This is a genomic window from Methylobacterium sp. Leaf399, from assembly GCF_001424525.1.
Taxonomy (GTDB): Bacteria; Pseudomonadota; Alphaproteobacteria; order Rhizobiales; family Beijerinckiaceae; genus Methylobacterium.
Map to the genome: position 1 here is coordinate 61,187 of NZ_LMQK01000001.1, position 19,525 is coordinate 80,711.

A 19,525-nucleotide genomic window follows, 5' to 3' on the forward strand; every position below is an offset into this window, starting at 1 on the left:
GGCGGTCCCGACGCGGGGCACTCAGGCCTCCGCGAGGGCGACGGCGCGCGGCGGCGGCAGGTTGGCGCGCAACTCCCGGGTGACGGCGCTGGACGCCGAGACGGTGCCGAGGTTGGCGTAGGTTTCGTGGTTCTTCTCGATGGCGGCAAGGTCGTAGAGGTAGTTGACCATCAGGCCGTAGGATTGCGCCAGCCCCTTGCCCGAGACGTCGCCGAGGAAGTTCATGCGTTCGAGCCGGGCGCCGTTGCCGAGGTGGAACCGGGCGACCGGATCGACGGGGCGGGCGCGATCGGTCTTGGCCCGCAGGAAGTAGGCGGCGGCTGCCGGCAGCAGCGCCTTGCGCACCGCCTCGGACTTGGTCTTGTCGGTGGCCCAATCCGGGGCGTCGAGCAGGCGCAGGGCCTCGACGTCCTCGCGGGTGAGGCTGAGCGGCGCCTCCGCCCGGCGCTCGCGGTCGAGCCATTTGGCGAAACCCGGCACCGGCGACAGGGTGACGAAGGTCTTGAGGCTCGGGATGTCGCGGGCCAGGTCCTCCACCACCTGCTTGATCAGGAAGTTGCCGAAGGTGACGCCGGCCAGGCCCTTCTGGCAGTTCGAGATCGAGTAGAAGATGGCGGTGTTGGCCGCCCGCAGCGGCAATGCCTGGCGGTCGTGCGCCAGGATCGGCGCGATCGCCGGGGCGATGCCGGCGGTCAGCGCCACCTCCACGAAGATCAGGGGCTCGTCGACCAGGGCCGGATGGAAGAAGGCGAAGCAGCGCCGGTCCTGCGGCTCGATCCGGCGGCGCAGGTCGTCCCAGCCGGCGATCTCGTGCACCGCCTCGTAGCGGATGATCTTCTCGAGGATGTGCGCCGGCGTCGTCCAGTCGATGTGCCGCAGGACGAGGAAGCCGCGGTTGAACCAGGACGCGAACAGGTGCTCGAAATCGTTGTCGAGACTGTCGGCCGCCTCGATCAGGGCGTGGTCGTCACCGGCCGCGCGCAGGTCGCGGCGTAGGGTCATCAGGTCCTCGCGCATCCGCACCAGGGCGAGCGTGCCGTCGCGGGCGAGGTTGAGGCGCCGGATCAGTTCCTGGCTGCGCGGCTCGGCGGACTTGTGGAGGACGCCGAGGGCCGCCCGCGTCGGATTGGCGCGGTACGTCGTGATCGCGTCCTCAATCCCGGTGTGATCGGCGCCGAACTCCATGGCCACGAGGCGCAGGAACGTCCCGCGCTCCTCGCGAGACAGGGAGGTGTAGCGTTCGAGGATCAGGCGCGCGAGCGCGACCCCGGATGCCTCGCCGCGCCGCGAGATCAGATCCTCGCACAAGCCGACGAGTTCGATGGCGTTGGCCCGGGCGGCAAGGTCGCCCCGCCCGAAGCCGATCAGGTCGCGCCCGCGATCGCTGATCGTTTGAATGAGGTCGCCGAAGAAGGAGATCGCCGCCATGCCGAGTCGCCTGAGCCTTCACCCCTGGAGCGATGCCGACCACGACGGAAGAGGGTGTCCGACCGGCATCGCACTCTAGGATGCCTCGCGTGCGAGGGCCAGTCTCAAGCCGCGGCGGCGACCGTGGCCGGCGGCGTCAGCGGTGCCCGCCCGCGAGGCCTTCGATGCGGGCGCAATCGGCCCGCAGGCGCCAATCATCGATGCCGTGCTGGCGGGCGAACCGGATTTCGGCCGCGCGCAACGCACGGCCCGCATCCCGCGCCCGGGCGATCTCCACGGATCCGATCGTGAACGGAACGCCCATGATCTCCCTGGCGAAAGCGACACGGTAGCTCGGCATGGCAAACTCCATGGTTCGGACGAACGGGACACGCGGTGACGCAAACCACACATCAGCGCGACACGACGTATCCCGTCCATGAAACGCGATGACCGGCCACCTGCCAAGCACTGGATGGCGGGGGCCGGGCCGTTCGATCAGTGATCGACAACACAACCTATATGGGTTGTGTCAAATCGATCGACAAGTCCGGCTCCATGGCGAGGCTTAGTTCATGGCGGGTCCGGCTCCATGGCGAGTCCGGCTCCATGAGCGGTCCGCAGCCTCGGCCCTCCGCGCGCGCGGGTTGTTCGTGCCGGCCAGGACGCGTACCCCGCCGCGACCGAACCAAGGCGGGCACCGACATCCCATGGACACCCCATCGCCCAAGGACGACCCCGGGCGGGCGCCGAGCGCCGCCCCGGTCCGGCACGGTTTCACCGCCAGGACGCGATTCGGCCTGACGCTGATCGCGGGCGGCGCCGTCGCCAACATCTACTACAATCAGCCGTTGCTGGCCCTCCTCGTGGCCGAGTTCGGCGAACGGGCGGCACTCCTTGTGCCCGCCGCCTCCCTGATCGGCTATGGCCTCGGCATCGTCGGGCTGGTGCCGTTGGGCGACAGCCTGCCACGGCGCAGCCTGATCATCTGGCAGTTGCTCGGCCTGAGCGTCGCCCTGCTGGCCGCGGCCCTGAGCACCTCCCTGGCGATGCTGGTGGGCGCCTGCCTCGTCATCGGCTTCCTCTCTTCCGCGGCGCAGCAGGCGGTGCCCTTCGCGGCGGAACTCGCCCCCGATGCCAGCCGCGGCCGCATCGTCGGCCAGGTCATGACCGGGCTCCTCAGCGGCATCCTGCTCGCCCGGACCATCAGCGGGTTCGTGGGGGCGCAGTTCGGCTGGCGCATCGTGTTCTTCGCCGCCTGCGGGGTCGCGCTCGCCATCGCGGCGGTGGCGGCGGCGACCCTGCCGAGGACACCCCAGACCGCCCCGCTGCGCTACCGCGCCCTGATGCTGTCGATCCTCGACCTCCTGCGCACCCAACCGGTGCTGCGCAGCGCGACCCTGTGCCAGGCGTTCCTGTTCGCCAGCTTCAACGCCTTCTGGGCGACCCTGGCCCTCCTGGTGGAGGCGCCGCCCTTCGACCTCACCGCCGCCGGGGCGGGCCTGTTCGGCGTGATCGGCGTGTGCGGGGCCGTGGTGGCGCCGTTGTCGGGCCGCTTCACCGACCGGCGCGGGGCGCGCCCGGTGGTGCTCGCCGGCGGCGTCTGCGTCATGGCCGCCTTCGCGGTGCTGTGGCTGGCCGGCACCGGGTCGCTCGTCGCGGTGGCGGTGGGCGTGCTGCTCATCGACATCGGCATCAACGCCGCCCTCATCGCCAACCAGACCCGGGCCTATGCCCTGGTGCCGGGCGCGCGCGGACGCATCAACACGGTGCTGTTCACGGGCATCTTCCTGTTCGGGGCGATCGGCGCCTTGGCCGGCTCGCAGGCCTTCCTCAGCTACGGCTGGTCCGGCGTCTGCGCCGTCGGGATCGCCCTGGCCGGGGCCGGACTGCTGGTGGCGATCGTCGAACCGCGGCGTCCGGTCGAGGCGTAGCGGTCCTCACCGCAGGATGCGCGAGAGCCGGCACCATTCGCCCCGGTCGGCCGGCAGGCCGAAGCGCAGACGATGGGGCATCGCCTCGAACCGGCGCACGTAGATGCCCGCCTCCCCGAGGCGCCGGAACACGCCGGGGCCGTCCTCGAAATCCGCCGTGCGGAACAGGCTGGTCCCGCCGACCACCCCCCCCCCGGCCCGGCCGATCATGCGGTCGAGGCGGGCGGCATCGGCCGCGCGCGCCGCTCGGGCCGCCTCGCGCCAGGACCTGTCGCGGAGCGCGGCGCGGCCGATGGCGAGCGCCGGGCCGGCCACCGCCCAGGGTCCGAGGGCCTCGGCGATCCGAAGGGCCAGCGCCGGCTCGGCGAGGGCGAAACCGAGGCGCAGGCCGGCGAGCCCATAGGTCTTGCCGAAGGAGCGCAGGACCACGAGCCCGGGGCCGACCTCTGCGCACAACGAGCCCGCGGGCTCGAAGTCGGCGAAGGCCTCGTCCACCACGAGGAGACCGCCACGGCGCCCCAGGGCATGGGCCGTGGCCACAAGATCGCCGGCGGGCACGATGCGTCCGTCGGGGTTGTTGGGATTGACGACGACGACGACATCGCAGCCCTCCGCACCGGACAGGTCGGCGACCGCGACGACGTGATGACCACCGCGGGTCCAGGCCGCCGCATGCTCGGCATAGGTCGGCGACAGCACCGCGACCCGCGATCGAGGGCGCAGCCGCGGCAAGGTCTCGATCAGGATCTGCGTGCCCGGCGCCGCCGCCACCGTCGCCGGATCGGCGCCGTAGGCGTCGGCCGCCGCGGTCCGCAAGGCGGTCAGGTCGGCCGGGGACGGCAGCCGCGTGAAGGCGCTGGCCTCCAGCGGTGGACACGGATAGGGCACCGGGTTGATGCCGGTGGACAGATCGACCCACGGCTCGGGGCCTGCGGGAAACAGGCGCCGGGCCGCGTCGAGATCGCCGCCGTGGGCGATTCGCGTGCCTTCCCCCATCAGAGAGTGTTCCGCCGCAGAATGCCCTGGACCGTCCTCGCCCATCCGCCCGACACGCTTCCGATCCTGGTCGTCGCCCTCGCCGTCGAGGCGGCCGCCGGCTATCCGGACGGGCTCTACAGGGCGCTCGGCCATCCTGTCACCTGGATCGGCCGGCTGATCGGCGCCCTCGACGTCGGCCTGAACCGGGGAAGCGCCCGCCGGCGGCGCCTGGCCGGCGTGCTCGGCCTCCTCGTGCTGATCGCCGTGGTCGGCGGCATCGCGCTGGCGGTCGGCGCGCTCCTCGGTCTCGCCGGTCCGGTCTCCGGGATCGTCCTCGCGGGAATCGCCTGCGCCGCCCTGCCGGCGCAGCGAAGCCTCCACGAGCACGTCGCACGGGTGGCGCAGGGAATCCGGCGGGAGGGGCTTCCCGGCGGGCGCGCAGCGGTGGCGATGATCGTCGGTCGCGATCCCGAGAGCCTCGACGAAGCCGGGGTCTGCCGCGCGGCCATCGAGAGCCTCGCCGAGAACTTTTCCGACGGGATCGTGGCGCCGGCGGTCTGGATCGGGGTCGGCGGCCTGCCCGGCGGCGCCCTCTACAAGGCGATCAACACCGCCGACAGCATGATCGGCCACCGCACCGAGCGCCACGAGGCCTTCGGCTGGGCTTCGGCCCGCCTCGACGACCTCGTCAACCTGCCGGCCTCGCGCCTCTCCGCCGGCCTGATCGTCGCCGCGGCGGCCTGCCACCGCGACGCCTCGGCGACCGGAGCCTGGCGTGCCCTGCACCGCGATGCCCGCCGCCACCGCTCGCCCAACGCCGGCTGGCCCGAGGCCGCCATGGCCGGCGCGCTCGGCCTGCGCCTGGCCGGACCGCGGGTCTACGGCGCCGTGAGGGTCGAGGACGCCTGGATGGGCGACGGCCGGGCCGAGGCGGGGCCGGCCGACGTGGAGCGGGCCCTCGCCCTCTACCGCAGCGCCTGCCTCATCCTGTTCGGCTTCGCCGTGCTCGCCGCCATCGTGGCTCTCGCCTGATCCCGGCAGGCCCGACCGGCAGCCCCTACAGGCAGGGCGTCACGATGGTGTTCCGGCCCTCGCCCAGCGCGTCGCCCACGTTGCTCAACGAATAATCTTCGGCCTTGTCGAGGGTCGGATAGGCGATGGTGAAGCGCGCGGCCTTGCTCGCCAGCATCGCCTTGGCCATCGCCTCGAGGGCGAAGCGCCCACCCCGCGCGTCGACGGCGCCGTAGCCGTCCGTCACGGCGAAGGGAAAGGTCCGGCCGTCGACGACGACCCGGACGTCCAGGGGCCGTCCCTTCGGCGCCGTCTGCGCCAGGCCTTCGAGGACGATCCCCATCCGCCGCCCGCCGGTCCCGCCGCCGCAGAAGACCCGAAAGATGCTGCCGGTCCGGCTGCGGATGCTGGCCTCCGCGGTGCCCTGACCGAACCCGGCGGTCCAGCGATCGTCGACGGAAAGCGCCGGGGTCGCGATCAGGATCGCGACGACACCCGTCAGGACGGAGCGAGGCATGCGGGTCATCCCTTCAGGGTCGGGCGTTCGCGACGGCGAGCACGGCGTCGCAATCGACATGAGCCTCGATATGCGCGGCGAGCCGGTCGAGCACCGCCTCGATTCCGGCCTCGTAGCCCTCTCCGCTCGAGACGGTGCCCAGGCGCGCGAGCCAGGCCGCGCGCTGGCGGTCGTCCGAAAACAGGCCGTGGACGTAGGTTCCGCAGACGCGTCCGTCACCCGAGACCGCGCCGTCCTGGCGCCCGTCCGCGAAGCGGATCAACGGCCGGATGGTGTCGGGGCCGGCGGTCTCACCCACATGCATCTCGTAGCCGCAGAACGGAACGCCATCGGGCAGGGTGACGCCCGTCACCCGCTCGAGACGCTTGAGCGGTGTCATCACCGTCTCGACGTCGAGGAGGCCGAGGCCGGGCACCGACCGCGGCGTCCCCTCGATCCCGTGCGGGTCGGCGATGGTACGCCCGAGCATCTGATAGCCACCGCACAGGCCGAGCACCCGGCCGCCGCGCCGGACATGGGCCCGGATATCGATGTCCCAGCCCTGCTCGCGCAGGACGTCGAGGTCGGCGATGGTGGTCTTCGACCCCGGAAGCAGGACGAGATCGGCATCTCCCGGAATGGCCTCGCCGGGCCGCACCAGCACCACGGCGAGGCTGGGCTCGGCGCGCAGGGGGTCGAGGTCGTCGAAATTGGCGAGCCGCGGCAGCACCGGCACCGCGACCACGCGCTTGCCCGCGCCCGGCGCCGAACCGGCCAGACCGAGGATGTCCTCGGCCGGGAGCCGGGCGGCGGCGGGAAAATGCGGCACGAGGCCGAAGGACGGCCAGCCGGTGCGCCGCGCGACGATGGCCATGCCGTCGGCGAACAGGCTCGGGTCGCCGCGAAACCGATTGACGATGAAGCCGCGGATCATCGCGGCGTCCTCGGGCGCGATCACCGCCTGGGTGCCGACGAGGCTGGCGATGACGCCGCCGCGGTCGATGTCCCCTAGCAGGATCACCGGCACGCCGGTGGCGCGGGCAAAGCCCATGTTGGCGATGTCGCCGGCGCGCAGGTTGACCTCCGAGGCCGATCCGGCGCCCTCGACGACGACGAGGTCGGCCTCGGCTCCCAGGCGCGCGAAACTCTCCAGCACGGACGCGAGAAGGCGCGGCTTCCAGGCCTGGTAGTCCCGCGCCGCCGCCTGCCCGACCATGCGGCCCTGCACGACGATCTGTGATCCGGTCTCGCTCTGGGGCTTGAGGAGGACCGGGTTCATGTGGACGGAGGGCGCCACCCGCGCGGCACGGGCCTGCAATGCCTGCGCCCGCCCGATCTCGCCGCCGTCGTCGGTGACGGCGGCGTTGTTCGACATGTTCTGCGGCTTGAACGGGCGCACCCTCAGCCCACGGTTGGCGAACGCACGGCACAGGCCGGCGACGATCAGCGACTTGCCGACGTCCGAGCCGGTGCCCTGGATCATGATGGCGGGGGTCGGGGTTCTCATCGGGTCGGAGCCGGGGATGCCTGGACGTGGCGTGGAGCGGGCTGGCGTAAAAGCCTGTGCGAGCGTCTCATCGGGGCGTCCCGGCACAGGCGGGATCGGTCGGACGCTCGGCCCGGCGGAAGGCGAGGATCGCCGCACCGTAGGTCTCGACCACCTCGGAGAAGGGCACCCGTTCGGCGGTGAACAGCACCGCACGGTGGCTGAACAGGCGCTCGGGGATCGGCAGCATCGCGCAGGTCGTGGGCGGCACGGGCGCCTGGTCCCAGCCCTCCGGCAGCGGCCGCCACAGGATGTCGGCCGCCACGGTCTGGCGCGTGGTGCCGAGCGCCTGGACGACACGGCCGAACGGCGTGTCGGTGGTGTCGAGGAGGCGGTTCATCTCCGGCGTCAGCCGCTCGGGCACGTACCAATTGTCCGCCTCGGAGAGGAGGTGGTCGCCGCAGGCGAGGCGGACGCGCCGGTGGCGCAAGGGCGTGTCGGGGGCAATGGCGAGGCGCTGGCGGGTCTCGGGCGTCGCAGGCACGTCGACGCCGCGCTCCAGGCGCGCCGCCAGGACCGGGCGCGATGCCATGCCGTGCTCGGCGCACCAGCTTTCGAGGGTCGTGGTGGCGCTCCGGGCCGCGAGCAGGCGGGCGTTCAGGGTCTGGACCACCGCCGTCGCCTCGACCCGGCCGAGGTAGCTGTCGGGCCAGGGCCCGCCCGGCTCCGAACGGACGCCGGGCGTGTCCACCACGACGAGGAGGGCGAACGCCCCGGCAACGATCCGCCGCATCTAGAATTCGATTCCCGCCTGTGCCTTCACGCCGGCCGAGAAGTGGTGCTTCACCACCGTCATCTCGGTGACGAGGTCGGCGGCCTCGATCAGCGCCGGCTTGGCGTTGCGGCCGGTCACGATCACGTGGAGGTCGGGCCGGCGGGCCTGGAAGGCCGCGATCACCTCGGCCAGCGGCAGGTAGTCGTAGCGCAGGGCGATGTTGAGTTCGTCGAGGACCACGAGGCGGATGGTCGGATCGGCCATCAGGTCGAGCGCCTTGGCCCAGGCGTGCTCGGCGGCGGCGATGTCGCGGGCCTTGTCCTGCGTCTCCCAGGTGAAGCCCTCGCCCAGCGTATGCCAGGCGATGCGGTCGCCGAAGGGCCCGAGCGCGTGCTTCTCGCCGGTGTCCCAGGCGCCCTTGATGAACTGGACGACGCCGACCCGCCAGCCATGGCCGAGCGCCCGCAGCATCAGCCCGAGGGCCGCCGTGGTCTTGCCCTTGCCGGGGCCGGTGTTGACGATGAGGAGCCCCTTCTCGATCGTCTTTTCGGCCACCTCCGCGTCCTGGACGGCCTTGCGCTTCTCCATCTTCTCGCGATGGCGGGTCTCGTCGTCGGTCATGCCTCGGCTCCGGCTTGCGGTTTCACGATCATCGGCACGCCCGCCACCATGAAGACCACACGGTCGGCGCGCGCCGCTAGACGCTGGTGGAGGCGCCCGGCCTCGTCGCGGAAGCGGCGGGCCAGGGCGTTGTCCGGCACGATCCCGAGGCCGACCTCGTTGCCGACGAGGACGACCGGGCCGGGCGCCGCCGTGCAGGCCTCGACCAGGGCCGAAACGGCCCTCGGGATATCGGCCTCCGACAGGATCAGGTTGGTCATCCATAACGTCAGGCAATCGACCAGGACCGGGCCGGCGGCCGCCGCCACCGCCTCCGGGAGATCGATGGGCGCCTCGCGCGTCGTCCACTCCGACGAGCGCCGCTCCCGATGCAGGGCGATCCGCTCGCGCATCTCGTCGTCGAAGGCCTGGGCGGTGGCGAGATAGAGCCACGGCGCCGGACAGGCCTCGATCAGGCCCTCCGCATGGGCGCTCTTGCCCGACCGGGCACCGCCCAGCACCAACGTCATTCGTGAAAGAGCCTGCCGCATCGGCGTTCCTTAACCCGAAACCGGCCGCGCCGGTCAAAGAAGCGCGAATACGGCCGGGGGCGCGTTGTAAGCGGCGGCGCGGAAGCGTAGAAGGCGAGATGGACGGTGCCCCGGCGACGGGGTGAAAAGGGAATGCGGTGAGAGGGGACACCCTCGATGCCGCGGCTGCCCCCGCAACTGTAAGCGGCGACGTGCCTGCCATCGGCCACTGGAGCGATCCGGGAAGGCGGTGGGCATGCGAGACCCGCGAGCCAGGAGACCTGCCGTCCACCCGCATTTCCTCGAACGCCGCCGGCGGGGCGGCCGGAGACCGTGACACGATGTCGACCAGCACGCTGACCCTTGCCGGCACCCGCACCACCGAGCGCCTCGGCGCCGTCCTGGTGGCCGCCTTCCTCGGCCTCGGCCTCGTCTTCATGGCGGGCTTCGCCCCCTCGATGACGCTGCACAACGCGGCCCACGATTTCCGGCACGCGCAGAACTTTCCCTGCCACTAGGCCGTCCCCTCAGGGACCGTTGAAGGCAGCATTCCCATGATCATCCGACTCCTGTCGGCGGCCCTGGTCGCCGGCTTCCTCGCGGCCGTCGTGGCCACGGGGCTTCAGCTCACGTTGACCTCGCCGCTGATCCTCGCCGCCGAGCGCTACGAGACGCAGGCCTCCCACGAGGCTCCGACCTCCCTCGTCGTGCGCGTCCACGCCCATGGCGACGGCCATTCGGCGACGGGGCAGGCGGACACCGCCTGGGAGCCGGCGCCCGGCTTCCAGCGCATGGCCTTCACCGGGCTGGCCACATTGGTGGGCGGCGTCGGCTACGCCCTGCTGCTCGGTGCGGTCCTGCTCGCCTGCGGCCGCGAGCCGACGGTGGAGACGAGCCTCGGGTTCGCCGTCGCGGGCTTCCTGGCGGTGTCCCTCGCGCCCGCCCTCGGGCTGCCGCCGGAGCTTCCGGGCATGCCGGCCGCTCCCCTGGAGACGCGCCAGATGTGGTGGGTGATGACGGCGCTCGCCACGGCGGTCGGGCTCTACCTCATCGCGATCCGGAGGGTGCCGATCACCATCCTGGGCGGGCTGGTGCTGATCGTCGCGCCGCACCTGGCCGGCGCGCCCGACACCGACCACACGGCCTCCGCCCTGCCGGCGGGATACGCGGCGCAGTTCGCCGCCCGCTCGCTGGGGATCGCCTTCGTGTTCTGGGCGGTGATCGGGCTCGCCTTCGCCTACGCCTGGTCGACCTTCGGCCGCGGCCGACCGGAAGTCGCCCGTGGCTGAGGTCGTCCTCTACGTCTGCACCACCTGCCGCACGGCGGGTGATGCCACCGAGCCGCGCGCCGGCGCCCGGCTGCTGACGGCCCTGCGGGAGGCCGCCGCGACCGATATCGTCCGCGTCGAGGGCGTCGAATGCCTCTCGGTCTGCAAGCGGCCGTGTACCGTCGCGGTGGCCTCGCAAGGCCGCTGGACCTACGTCTACGGCGACCTCGACCCGGTGTCGTCCGCGCGGACGATCCTCGACGGCCTCGGGCTCTATGCCGAAACGCCGGACGGGATCGTGCCGTGGAAGGCGCGGCCGGAGGTTTTTCGCAAGGGCGTCGTCGCCCGCATCCCGCCGTTCCCGCCACCCGGCGGCCACCCCCTCTCGGACGCCGCCGAATGAGCATCGTGCCAAAAATTCCCTGCACCATCGTCACCGGCTTCCTCGGGGCCGGCAAGACGACGCTGGTGCGCCACATCCTCGAGAACGCCGGCGGCCGGCGCCTCGCCATCGTCGTCAACGAGTTCGGCGACATCGGCTTCGACGGGTCGTTCCTGGCGGCCTGCGGCATCGAAGGCTGCGGCGACGAGGACATCGTTGAACTCGCCAACGGCTGCATCTGCTGCACGGTGGCCGACGACTTCGTGCCCGCCCTCAACAAGCTCCTCGACCGGGCCGATCCGCCCGAGCACATCCTGATCGAGACATCCGGTCTGGCGCTGCCCAAACCCCTGGTCCAGGCATTCCAGTGGCCGGCGATCCGCTCGCGGGTGACCGTCGACGGCGTCGTCGCCGTGGTGGACGGGCCTGCCGTCGCCGCCGGGTTCTTCGCCGACGATCCGGCCGCATCGGCGGCGCAGCGGGCGGACGACGCCAGCGTCGACCACGACAATCCGCTCGAAGAGGTGTTCGAGGACCAGCTCCTCTGCGCCGACCTCGTGATCGTGAACAAGGCCGACCTCCTCGACGAAGCCGGCCGGGCCTCGGTGCGCGCCGAGATCGAGCGCCACCTGCCCCGTGCCGTGAAGATGGTCGAGACCGAGCACGGCCGCATCGACCCGGCCGTTCTGCTCGGGCTCGGTGCCGCGGCCGAGGACGACCTCGCCTCCCGCCCCTCGCACCACGGCGACAGCGAAGACCACGACCACGACGACTTCGACACGGTAGCGATCCCGGTGCGGGCCAGCGCCAGCGCCGACGACCTCGCCCTGCGCGTCGGCCGCGCCACCGAGACCGCCGGCGTCCTGCGCATCAAGGGATTCGCCGAGATCGCCGGCAAGCCGATGCGCCTCGTGGTCCAGGGCGTCGGCACCCGCGTCAGTCACCACTACGATCGGCCCTGGCGCGGCAGCGAGCCCCGCGACGGGCGCCTGGTGGTGATCGGCCTCAAGGGATTCGACCGGGACGCGGTCACCGCCGCGCTGGCGGGATAGGGTCGGCCTCGTCCAAGCGGGTTCGCGTCGGCAGGCCGACGCCTCACCCTGCTCAGGTTCGTGGTCCGTCGCAGGTTTTTGGCGCAAGACCGGTGACCGCTTTCGCGAAGCCCGCTGAGGGTCATGGCCGTGATGGACACGTTGTCGGGATGTTGGATCGCAGCACGCAGCCGATGAGCATCGAAGCGTTCTTCGCCTGGCAGGAACGCCAGGCGGACCGCTGCGGGCTCGTGGCCGGCGCCCGCGACGTCCACGCCGACATCGTCGCCGTGCTGCGCGACGTCCGGCGCGGCAGCGGTTGGCATCCCTTCACCGGCGACGGCAGCGTGGAGACGCTGGCCGGACGGATCCGGCGCCCGGATGCCGGCGTCGATTGCGGCGCGCGCGGCCCCGACGCCACGAACGCCGCCGAGGTCACGCCGTGGTCGCGCGACGGTGCCGGCACCTGGGTCGAGGCGCGTGGTGCCGGGCTCGATCTCGCTCGACGGGCTCGGCATCGGCTGGGCGGTCGCCGACCTCTACGACGGCGCCACCTCTCCCGCCCGGCCGCGCCGCATGCAGGACGAGGAGCCGGGTGCCACGCCCGGCCCGTCCGCTCGAGCCGGCCATGCATCTGATCCGCATCGACACGGTCTCCCTCGACGAGGGCGAGGCGGCGATCGACCTCGGGCAGGCGCCCGGGGACATCGTCTTCCTGTCGTTCACCGATTCCGACCTCGTCGGCGTGGCGGCCGCGCATGCGGCAGAAGCTTCTGAGTCGCGAGGGGGCTTCCCTACCCTGCGCCTCGCCAAGCTCGCGCGGCTGCGCCACCCGATGTCGGTGGACCTCTACGTCGATGCGGTGATCGCCAAGGCGCGGATGGTGGTGATCCGCTGCCTCGGCGGCCTCGACTACTGGCGCTACGGCGTCGAGCGGGCGGCGGCCGCCGCCCGTGCCAACGGCGTCGCCCTGGCGGTGCTGCCGGGCGACGACAGGCCGGATTCCCGGCTCGACGCCTTCTCCACGGTCGCGCCCGAGGTGGCCGGAACCCTCGACGCCTATTTCCGGGCGGGCGGCGGTGCCAACCAGCGCCGGATGCTGCGCCGGGTCGCGGCAGAGATCGGCTGGTCGATCACCGCGCAGCCGCCGGAGCCGCTGCCCCGCGGCTTCCTGTGCTGCCCCGGCTGCGGCCCCGTGTCCTTCGAGCATGCCCGCGACGTCGGCCGCAGCCCCTTGGCCGAGCTTTCCCAGGGCGCGCCGCCCCTGGCGCTGCTGCTGGTCTACCGCTCCGCGATCCTCGGCGGCGACGGCGGGCCGGCCGCCGTGCTGGCCTCGGAACTGGGCGCGCGCGGCATCGCATCCCTCGCGGTGGCGGTGTCGAGCCTCAAGGACCCCGACGCACTGGCGCCGCTGCGCGAGGCCATCGCCCGGCACAAGCCCGACGTGATCGTGGCGGCCACCGCGTTCTCGGCCCGCGAGGACCGGAACTTCGTCCTCGACGCGGCCGATTGCCCGGTGATCCAGGCCTTCACCATCGGTGCCCCGCGGGACGCTTGGGCGGCCTCCGCCCGGGGCCTGAGCGCCTCGGACCTCGCGATGCAGGTGGCGCTGCCGGAGTTCGACGGGCGCCTGTCCGGCTTCCCGATCTCGTTCAAGGAAGAGGCGCCGGAGGTCGAGGGGTTCGGCGAGCGCCGGGCCCGGCCGGATGCGACCGGCATCGCGGCGCTGGCCGACCGGGCGGCGGCCTGGATCGGCCTCGCCCGCAGGCCGCGACCCGACCGGCGCCTCGCCCTCGTCCTGTCGGACTATCCCGCCCGCGGCGGCCGGGCGGGCTTCGCGGTGGGGCTCGACACCCCGGCGAGCGCGCGGGCCATCGCCGCGACCCTGCGGCTGGAGGGCTATTCGGTCGGCGACCTGCCCGACGCCGAGGCCCTGATGCACGGCCTCACCGAAGGCCCGCCCGACATCGCCGTCCCGCTGGCCGCCTATGAGGCCTGGCTCGCCGGTCTGCCGGATACCCTGCGCGCGACCCTGGACGCCCGTTGGGGCAGGCCGGCCGACGACCCGTCGTGCTCGCACGGTGCGTTCCGGTTCCGCTCGGTCGACGCCGGCGCCCGGCCGGGGCCGACCCTCGGGACGGCGACGCCCCGCGGCGGCCTGACCGTCTTCCTCCAGCCCGACCGCGGCCGGTCGGCGGATCGCAAGGCCGGCTACCACGACCCCGACGAGCCGCCGACCCATGCCTACCTCGCGTTCCACCTCGGCCTGCGCACCCGCTTCGACGCGCTGATCCATCTGGGCACCCACGGCACCACTGAATGGCTACCGGGCAAGGCCGTGGCGCTCTCGCCCGCATGCTGGCCGGCCCTGGCGGTGGGCGCGCTGCCGGTGGTCTATCCCTTCATCGTCGACGATCCCGGCGAGGCCGCTCCGCTCAAGCGCCGGCTCGGCGGCATCGCGCTCGGCCATCTCACGCCGCAGACGGTGGAGGCGGGCCTGACGCCGGAGGCCGCCAGCTTGCGAGAATTGGTGGAGGAATACGCCGGCGCCAGCGTCCTCGATCCGCGCCGGGCCGCCATCCTCAGCGCGACGATCCTCGAGGAGGCCGAGAGCGCCGGGCTGCTGGCGGGGGCCGGCATCGACGCCGACACGCCGATGGCCGACGCGCTGGCCGCGCTGGACGCGCATCTGTGCGACCTGTCCGAAGTCACCACCCGCGACGGGCTCCACGTCTTCGGGCAGGCGGCGCCCGAGGCGAGCGAGGCCGTGGCGGCCTGCGCCACCGCCGAGCGGGCGGGGCTGCTCGCCGCGCTGGACGGCCGCTTCGTTCCGCCGGGACCGGCGGGCTCGCCTTCGCGCGGGCGCAGCGACGTGATGCCGACGGGACGCAACCTCACCACCCTCGATCCGCGCGCGCTCCCGACCCGGTCGGCGACGCTGCTCGGCACCAGGGCCGCCGCGGCGGTGGTGCTGCGCTACCTCCAGGACGAGGGCGAATACCCCGCCCGCATCGTGATGGACCTGTGGGCCTCGCCCACCCTGCGCACCGGCGGCGAGGACATCGCCCACGCGCTCGCCCTGATGGGGGTGCGCCCGACCTGGGACCATGCCTCGACCCGCGTCACCGGCTTCGAGGTGTTGCCGCTCGCCATGCTCGACCGGCCGCGCATCGACGTGACGGTGCGGGTCTCGGGCGCGTTTCGCGACACCTTTCCCGAGACGCTGGCGCTCCTCGACCGGGCCGCCCGCGCGGTGGCGGACCGGGAGGAAGAGGACGACGAGAACCCGCTCGCCGCCGCCCGGCGCCGCGGCGAGGCACCCGCGCGCATCTTCGGCGGCGCGCCCGGCCGCTACGGGGCCGGGGCCGGCGAGCGCGCCCTCGACGGCGCCTGGGACCACCGCGACGACCTCGGCCGCGCCTATCTCGACGCCACCACCCATGCCTATGGCGGTGCCGAAGACGCCCCGGACGACGGCTTTTTCGACCGGGTCGCCAAGGCCGACGCCTATGTCCACGCCTTCGACGTCGCCGAGCGCGACCTGCTCGATGGGGACGCCGCGGTGGAGGCGATGGGCGGGTTCGCCGCCGCCGCCGCCCTCAAAGGTGCGCAGCCCGCCCTCTACAGCCTCGACGTCTCGAAACCCGAGGCGCCGCGCGCCCGCACCGCCCGCGAGGATGCGGCGCGGCTGATCCGGGGCAAGCTCGCGCATCCGGCCTGGATCGCGGCGCAGTTGCGTCACGGGTACCGCGGCGCCCAGGAGCTGGCGCAGGGGGTCGACGCGGTGTTCGTCCTGGCCGCCACCACCGACGCGGTCGCGCACGCCGACCTCGACCGGCTCTACGGCGCCCTCATCGCCGACGACGAGACCTTCACGCAGTTGCGCGCCGCCAACCCGGCCGCCACCCGCGCGATCCTCGAACGCTTCGACGAGGCCCGCAACCGCGGCCTCTGGCTCTCCCGCCGCAATGCGATGGCCGCCGACGAACTGATGCCGGCCACAGCCGCGATCCTGCCCGAGGCGGCCGAATGACCGCCCGCCGCGCGCTGCCGCAGGCACCGAGCCGGCGCGGCTGGTGCCCGAGCCTGTCCCGGCCGATGCCCACCGGCGACGGACTCCTGGCCCGCGTCCACCCGCCCCTCGGGATCCTGACGCCGGCGCAGGCGCGGGCGGTGGCGGAGGGCGCACGCCGGTTCGGCAACGGCCATGTCGACGTCACCGCCCGCGCCAACCTGCAGATCCGCGGCGTCACCGAGGACACGCGGGCACCGCTGGCCGCCTTCCTCGACGACGCCGGCCTCGGCGACATGCGCAGCGACGGCGGTCCGCAGCGGCTGACGTTGACGGCACCCCTGGCGGGGCAGGCGGTGAGGGACCTCGCGCGGGCGATCGAGGCGATCGGGCTCGCCATCCCGGGATTGCCGGCGAAGGCGCTGGTGAGCGTGGAGGACGTGGCATTCGTGGGCTTCGGAGACGGTGAGGCCGACATCCGCCTCTGCGTTCTCAACGACGCCACTGCACCCGTCGCGGAGAGGCGAGCCCTCCGGATCGCGATGGCATTGGCCGGCCCTGACGGCCCCGAATGGTTCACGGCGGCCGAGCCGCTGGAAGCGGCGGACCTTGCGCTGCGGACCCTGGCCGCCAGTGGCGCGCGCCGGATGCGGGACCTGCCGGGGGATGCGAAGAATCGGCTGATCGCCGACCTCCGCCCGACGGCCGTGGCGACGCCCGCAGCCGCCGCACCGAGGCTCCGCTGCGGGATCGGCGACCTCGGCGACGGACGCACCGCCCTCCTCCTCGACGCGCCCTTCGGCCGCTGCGATTCCGGCGCTCTGCATCGACTCGCCGACGCGGCCGAGGCCCTGGCCAGCGACATCCATCTCTCGCCCACCCGGGGCTTCGCCCTCGCCGGCACGGATGCCGGCGCCCTGCGCCGGGCCCGCGATGTCCTGACCGGCTTCGTCACCGAGCCCGACGATCCGCGCGGGGACGTCGCCGCCTGCCCCGGCGCGCCGGCCTGCGCCTCGGGCTCCACCCCCACCCTCGACCACGCGGCGCGGCTGGCGCAGGCGTTCGGCCCCTTCGCGGCACGCGGGTTGCGGGGGCATGTCTCGGGCTGCGCCAAGGGCTGCGCCCATCCCCAGGCGGCCGACCTGACCCTGGTGGGGAACGGCGGCCTCTACGGCATCGTGATCGGCGGCGCGCCCTCCGACCTGCCGGCGATGCAACTGACTTTCGAGGCGGCGCTGGAGCGTCTAAGGAGGGCCGACCCGGCCCTTCCCCTCGAACGGGCTTTCAGGATTCAGCCATGACCGCGCCGACCCATTCGCGCGTCGATTACCTGCGCGACGGGCAGGCGATCTATGCCCGCTCCTTCGCGATGATCCGCGCCGAGGCCGATCTCGCCCGCTTCCACGGCATCGCCGAGCGGGTGGTGGTGCGGATGATCCATGCCTGCGGCATGACGGACCTGCCCGCCGACGTGGCGATCTCGGAGGATTTCGCCGACTCCGGTGCCGATGCCCTAAAGCGGGGCGCCCCGATCCTGTGCGACGTGCGCATGGTCGCCGACGGCGTCACCCGGTCGCGCCTGCCCGCCGACAACAAGGTGATCTGCACCTTGAGCGATCCGCGCGTGGCGGGCTTGGCCGCCGAGATGGCCACCACCCGCACCGCCGCCGCCATGGAGCTGTGGCGCGAGCACCTGCCCGGCAGCATCGTGGCCGTCGGCAACGCCCCCACCGCCCTGTTCCGGCTGCTCGAACTCCTCGACGAAGGCATCGCACCGCCGGCCGCCGTCATCGGCATCCCCGTCGGCTTCGTCGGCGCCGCGGAATCCAAGGACGCCCTGGCGCGCGACGGCCGTGTGCCCTTCGTCGTCGTCCACGGCCGGCGCGGCGGCAGCGCCATGACGGCGGCCGCGATCAACGCGCTGGCCTGCGAGGTCGAGTGATGGACGCGACCGAGCGGCCTTCGGTCCTGCCCGACGAGTCGCGGGCGGCCCCGCGCAGCGTCACCACCGGCACTCTGTTCGGCGTCGGCATGGGTCCGGGCGACCCGGACTACCTCACCGTGCGCGCCATGAATGTGCTGTCGCAGGCGCCGGTGCTCGTGCATTTTTGCAAGAAGGGAAAGCGCGGCAACGCCCGCACCATCGCCGATGCGGTGATGCGCGACCCCGCCCGCGAGTTCCCGCTGGTCTACCCCTACACCACCGAACTGCCGCCCGATCACGCCGAATACGTCTCCGCGCTCGCCGACTTCTACGACGATGCGGCCGGGCGCCTCGCCGACCATCTCAGCCTGGGCCGCGACGTGGCGATCCTGTCGGAGGGCGATCCGTTCTTCTACGGCTCCTTCATGCACCTCTGGCGCCGGCTGAAGGACCGCTTCCCGGTGGAGGTGGTGCCCGGCGTCACCGGCATGTCGGGCTGCTGGACCCGGGCGGGCACCCCCATCACCTGGGGCGACGACGTCCTCACCATCCTGCCCGCCACCCTCCCCCACGACGCCCTGGTGCAACGGCTCGGCATCACCGATGCCGCCGTCATCATGAAGCTCGGCCGCCATTTGCCGAAGGTGCGGCGCGCGCTCGCCGAGACGGGTCTCCTCGAGCGTGCGGTCTACGTGGAACGCGGGACGATGGCCGGCGAGAAGGTCGTGGCCCTGGCCGAGAAGCCCGACGACGTCGCCCCCTATTTCTCGATGGTGCTGGTGCCGGGCGAGGGCCGCCGGCCGTGACCGGCTCGGTCACGGTGATCGGCCTCGGCCCCGGCGACCCCCGCCTACTGACGCCAGCGGCGCAGGACGCGCTGGCGCAGGCACAGGACCTGATCGGCTACATCCCCTACGTCGCCCGCGTGCCCGAGCGGCCGGACCTCGTGCGCCATGCCTCCGACAACCGCGTCGAGGTCGACCGGGCGCGCCAGGCCCTGGAACTCGCCGCTTCCGGCCGCCGCGTCGCGGTGGTCTCAGGGGGCGATCCCGGCGTATTCGCCATGGCCGCGGCCGTGTTCGAGGCGGTAGAGGCGGGCGATCCGGCCTGGCGCCGCCTCGACATCCGGGTGGAGCCCGGCATCACCGCCATGCTCGCGGCCGCCGCCAGCCTCGGGGCGCCGCTGGGCGGGGATTTCTGCGCGCTGTCGCTGTCGGACAACCTGAAACCCTGGCCGGTCATCACCGCCCGGCTGGAGGCGGTGCTGCGGGCCGATTTCGTCGTCGCCCTCTACAACCCGATCTCCTCGGCGCGACCCTGGCAGCTCGGTGCCGCCCTGGGGCTCGCCGCCGAGATCCGGGCGCCCGGCACCCCGGTGATGCTCGCCCGCGCCGTGTCGCGCCCCGACGAGGCGATCCGGGTGCTGACCCTGGCCGAGGCCCGCGAGGCGTCGGCCGACATGGCGACGCTGGTCATCATCGGCGCATCCGCGACCCGGCTGATCCCGCGCGGCGACGGCGAGCGACCGTTCGTCTACACCCCGCGCAGCGTGCCGGCGTGAGAGCCATGCACGCTCGGAACCCTCCCCTCCCTGCGGGGGAAGGTGGCCCTCCCGTCAGCGAGGGTCGGGAGAGGAAGGCTCAGGTTCGTTCGGGGAGGTCGCTTGCCCCCCTCCCGCAGCGCATCCGCAA

20 protein-coding genes and 1 riboswitch are annotated in these 19,525 nt (G+C 73.0%); of the genes, 12 read left to right on the top strand and 8 right to left on the bottom strand.

Going from position 1 to position 19,525, the window contains the following annotated elements:
- Positions 1–21: 21 nt before the first annotated feature.
- Both ASG40_RS00280 and ASG40_RS00285 read right to left on the bottom strand, forming a co-directional pair.
- Complete coding sequence (locus ASG40_RS00280) at positions 22–1,428, bottom strand: malonyl-CoA decarboxylase (RefSeq protein ID WP_055878709.1); 1,407 nt, start codon at positions 1,426–1,428, stop codon at positions 22–24.
- Between the two features lie 136 nt (positions 1,429–1,564).
- Entirely contained in the window at positions 1,565–1,768 is a 204-nt protein-coding gene (locus ASG40_RS00285; RefSeq protein ID WP_055880989.1) for a hypothetical protein, read from the bottom strand.
- A gap of 349 nt (positions 1,769–2,117) precedes the next feature.
- Here ASG40_RS00285 and ASG40_RS00290 point away from each other — a divergent pair, with 349 nt between their 5' ends.
- On the top strand, positions 2,118–3,341 hold the full coding sequence (locus ASG40_RS00290; protein ID WP_082494263.1) for an MFS transporter: 1,224 nt from the start codon (positions 2,118–2,120) through the stop codon (positions 3,339–3,341).
- A 6-nt stretch (positions 3,342–3,347) separates the two neighbouring features.
- On the opposite strand, the gene cobD is transcribed toward ASG40_RS00290, so the two are convergent.
- Positions 3,348–4,337 (bottom strand): threonine-phosphate decarboxylase CobD, encoded by a 990-nt coding sequence (gene cobD, locus ASG40_RS00295; RefSeq protein WP_055878712.1) that lies wholly within the window; start codon positions 4,335–4,337, stop codon positions 3,348–3,350.
- Between the two features lie 21 nt (positions 4,338–4,358).
- Between cobD and cbiB the strand changes: the two genes are divergently transcribed.
- The gene (cbiB, locus tag ASG40_RS00300) at positions 4,359–5,351 is read left to right on the top strand and encodes an adenosylcobinamide-phosphate synthase CbiB (RefSeq protein ID WP_055878716.1); all 993 of its coding nucleotides are present in this window, start codon (positions 4,359–4,361) and stop codon (positions 5,349–5,351) included.
- Positions 5,352–5,376: 25 nt separating this feature from the next.
- Here cbiB and ASG40_RS00305 read toward each other — a convergent pair whose 3' ends face one another.
- The 5 genes from ASG40_RS00305 to cobU all read right to left on the bottom strand — a co-directional run bounded on the left by ASG40_RS00305 (position 5,377) and on the right by cobU (position 9,217).
- Entirely contained in the window at positions 5,377–5,847 is a 471-nt protein-coding gene (locus tag ASG40_RS00305) for a hypothetical protein (RefSeq protein ID WP_156387486.1), read from the bottom strand.
- Positions 5,848–5,860: 13 nt separating this feature from the next.
- A complete protein-coding gene (locus ASG40_RS00310; protein ID WP_055878720.1) occupies positions 5,861–7,309 on the bottom strand; it encodes a cobyric acid synthase in 1,449 nt (482 codons plus the stop codon).
- Positions 7,310–7,400: 91 nt separating this feature from the next.
- Positions 7,401–8,105 carry a hypothetical protein gene (locus ASG40_RS00315; RefSeq protein ID WP_082494264.1) on the bottom strand — a complete coding sequence of 235 codons (705 nt, stop codon included), beginning with the start codon at positions 8,103–8,105 and terminating at the stop codon, positions 7,401–7,403.
- The gene (cobO, locus tag ASG40_RS00320) at positions 8,106–8,708 is read right to left on the bottom strand and encodes a cob(I)yrinic acid a,c-diamide adenosyltransferase (RefSeq protein WP_055878723.1); all 603 of its coding nucleotides are present in this window, start codon (positions 8,706–8,708) and stop codon (positions 8,106–8,108) included.
- Positions 8,705–9,217, bottom strand: a complete 513-nt coding sequence (gene cobU / locus ASG40_RS00325) for a bifunctional adenosylcobinamide kinase/adenosylcobinamide-phosphate guanylyltransferase (protein ID WP_055878727.1) — start codon at positions 9,215–9,217, stop codon at positions 8,705–8,707. Before cobU ends, cobO begins: the two co-directional genes overlap by 4 nt.
- Before the next feature lie 107 nt (positions 9,218–9,324).
- Positions 9,325–9,520, top strand: a riboswitch (cobalamin riboswitch).
- A gap of 38 nt (positions 9,521–9,558) precedes the next feature.
- Here cobU and ASG40_RS00330 point away from each other — a divergent pair.
- The 10 genes from ASG40_RS00330 (at position 9,559) to cobJ (ending at position 19,395) form a co-directional block, all read left to right on the top strand.
- Positions 9,559–9,735 (top strand): CbtB domain-containing protein, encoded by a 177-nt coding sequence (locus tag ASG40_RS00330; protein WP_055878730.1) that lies wholly within the window; start codon positions 9,559–9,561, stop codon positions 9,733–9,735.
- A 36-nt stretch (positions 9,736–9,771) separates the two neighbouring features.
- The gene (locus ASG40_RS00335; RefSeq protein ID WP_055878733.1) at positions 9,772–10,506 is read left to right on the top strand and encodes a CbtA family protein; all 735 of its coding nucleotides are present in this window, start codon (positions 9,772–9,774) and stop codon (positions 10,504–10,506) included.
- Positions 10,499–10,888: a DUF1636 family protein gene (locus tag ASG40_RS00340; protein WP_055878736.1), complete on the top strand. Its 390-nt coding sequence runs from the start codon at positions 10,499–10,501 to the stop codon at positions 10,886–10,888. The genes ASG40_RS00335 and ASG40_RS00340 overlap by 8 nt, the downstream gene beginning before the upstream one ends.
- On the top strand, positions 10,885–11,919 hold the full coding sequence (cobW, locus tag ASG40_RS00345) for a cobalamin biosynthesis protein CobW (RefSeq protein ID WP_055878739.1): 1,035 nt from the start codon (positions 10,885–10,887) through the stop codon (positions 11,917–11,919). Before ASG40_RS00340 ends, cobW begins: the two co-directional genes overlap by 4 nt.
- Positions 11,920–12,092: 173 nt before the next feature.
- On the top strand, positions 12,093–12,536 hold the full coding sequence (locus tag ASG40_RS00350) for a hypothetical protein (protein ID WP_156387487.1): 444 nt from the start codon (positions 12,093–12,095) through the stop codon (positions 12,534–12,536).
- Positions 12,527–15,931, top strand: a complete 3,405-nt coding sequence (gene cobN, locus ASG40_RS00355; RefSeq protein WP_055880997.1) for a cobaltochelatase subunit CobN — start codon at positions 12,527–12,529, stop codon at positions 15,929–15,931. The genes ASG40_RS00350 and cobN overlap by 10 nt, the downstream gene beginning before the upstream one ends.
- A complete protein-coding gene (locus tag ASG40_RS00360; RefSeq protein WP_055878745.1) occupies positions 15,928–17,211 on the top strand; it encodes a hypothetical protein in 1,284 nt (427 codons plus the stop codon). The genes cobN and ASG40_RS00360 overlap by 4 nt, the downstream gene beginning before the upstream one ends.
- Entirely contained in the window at positions 17,208–17,852 is a 645-nt protein-coding gene (locus ASG40_RS00365) for a precorrin-8X methylmutase (protein WP_055878748.1), read from the top strand. Before ASG40_RS00360 ends, ASG40_RS00365 begins: the two co-directional genes overlap by 4 nt.
- On the top strand, positions 17,852–18,640 hold the full coding sequence (locus ASG40_RS00370; protein WP_055878749.1) for a precorrin-2 C(20)-methyltransferase: 789 nt from the start codon (positions 17,852–17,854) through the stop codon (positions 18,638–18,640). The genes ASG40_RS00365 and ASG40_RS00370 overlap by 1 nt, the downstream gene beginning before the upstream one ends.
- On the top strand, positions 18,637–19,395 hold the full coding sequence (gene cobJ, locus ASG40_RS00375; protein WP_055878752.1) for a precorrin-3B C(17)-methyltransferase: 759 nt from the start codon (positions 18,637–18,639) through the stop codon (positions 19,393–19,395). The genes ASG40_RS00370 and cobJ overlap by 4 nt, the downstream gene beginning before the upstream one ends.
- Positions 19,396–19,525 lie beyond the last annotated feature (130 nt).

Bases quoted from the DNA above. Each gene is read 5' to 3' on its own strand.
- ASG40_RS00280 (WP_055878709.1), bottom strand. From the start codon at position 1,428: ATGGCGGCGATCTCCTTCTTCGGCGACCTCATTCAAACGATCAGCGAT.
- ASG40_RS00285 (WP_055880989.1), bottom strand. From the start codon at position 1,768: ATGCCGAGCTACCGTGTCGCTTTCGCCAGGGAGATCATGGGCGTTCCG.
- ASG40_RS00290 (WP_082494263.1), top strand. From the start codon at position 2,118: ATGGACACCCCATCGCCCAAGGACGACCCCGGGCGGGCGCCGAGCGCC.
- cobD (WP_055878712.1), bottom strand. From the start codon at position 4,337: ATGGGGGAAGGCACGCGAATCGCCCACGGCGGCGATCTCGACGCGGCC.
- cbiB (WP_055878716.1), top strand. From the start codon at position 4,359: ATGCCCTGGACCGTCCTCGCCCATCCGCCCGACACGCTTCCGATCCTG.
- ASG40_RS00305 (WP_156387486.1), bottom strand. From the start codon at position 5,847: ATGCCTCGCTCCGTCCTGACGGGTGTCGTCGCGATCCTGATCGCGACC.
- ASG40_RS00310 (WP_055878720.1), bottom strand. From the start codon at position 7,309: ATGATCCAGGGCACCGGCTCGGACGTCGGCAAGTCGCTGATCGTCGCC.
- ASG40_RS00315 (WP_082494264.1), bottom strand. From the start codon at position 8,105: ATGCGGCGGATCGTTGCCGGGGCGTTCGCCCTCCTCGTCGTGGTGGAC.
- cobO (WP_055878723.1), bottom strand. From the start codon at position 8,708: ATGACCGACGACGAGACCCGCCATCGCGAGAAGATGGAGAAGCGCAAG.
- cobU (WP_055878727.1), bottom strand. From the start codon at position 9,217: ATGACGTTGGTGCTGGGCGGTGCCCGGTCGGGCAAGAGCGCCCATGCG.
- ASG40_RS00330 (WP_055878730.1), top strand. From the start codon at position 9,559: ATGTCGACCAGCACGCTGACCCTTGCCGGCACCCGCACCACCGAGCGC.
- ASG40_RS00335 (WP_055878733.1), top strand. From the start codon at position 9,772: ATGATCATCCGACTCCTGTCGGCGGCCCTGGTCGCCGGCTTCCTCGCG.
- cobW (WP_055878739.1), top strand. From the start codon at position 10,885: ATGAGCATCGTGCCAAAAATTCCCTGCACCATCGTCACCGGCTTCCTC.
- ASG40_RS00350 (WP_156387487.1), top strand. From the start codon at position 12,093: ATGAGCATCGAAGCGTTCTTCGCCTGGCAGGAACGCCAGGCGGACCGC.
- cobN (WP_055880997.1), top strand. From the start codon at position 12,527: ATGCATCTGATCCGCATCGACACGGTCTCCCTCGACGAGGGCGAGGCG.
- ASG40_RS00360 (WP_055878745.1), top strand. From the start codon at position 15,928: ATGACCGCCCGCCGCGCGCTGCCGCAGGCACCGAGCCGGCGCGGCTGG.
- ASG40_RS00365 (WP_055878748.1), top strand. From the start codon at position 17,208: ATGACCGCGCCGACCCATTCGCGCGTCGATTACCTGCGCGACGGGCAG.
- ASG40_RS00370 (WP_055878749.1), top strand. From the start codon at position 17,852: ATGGACGCGACCGAGCGGCCTTCGGTCCTGCCCGACGAGTCGCGGGCG.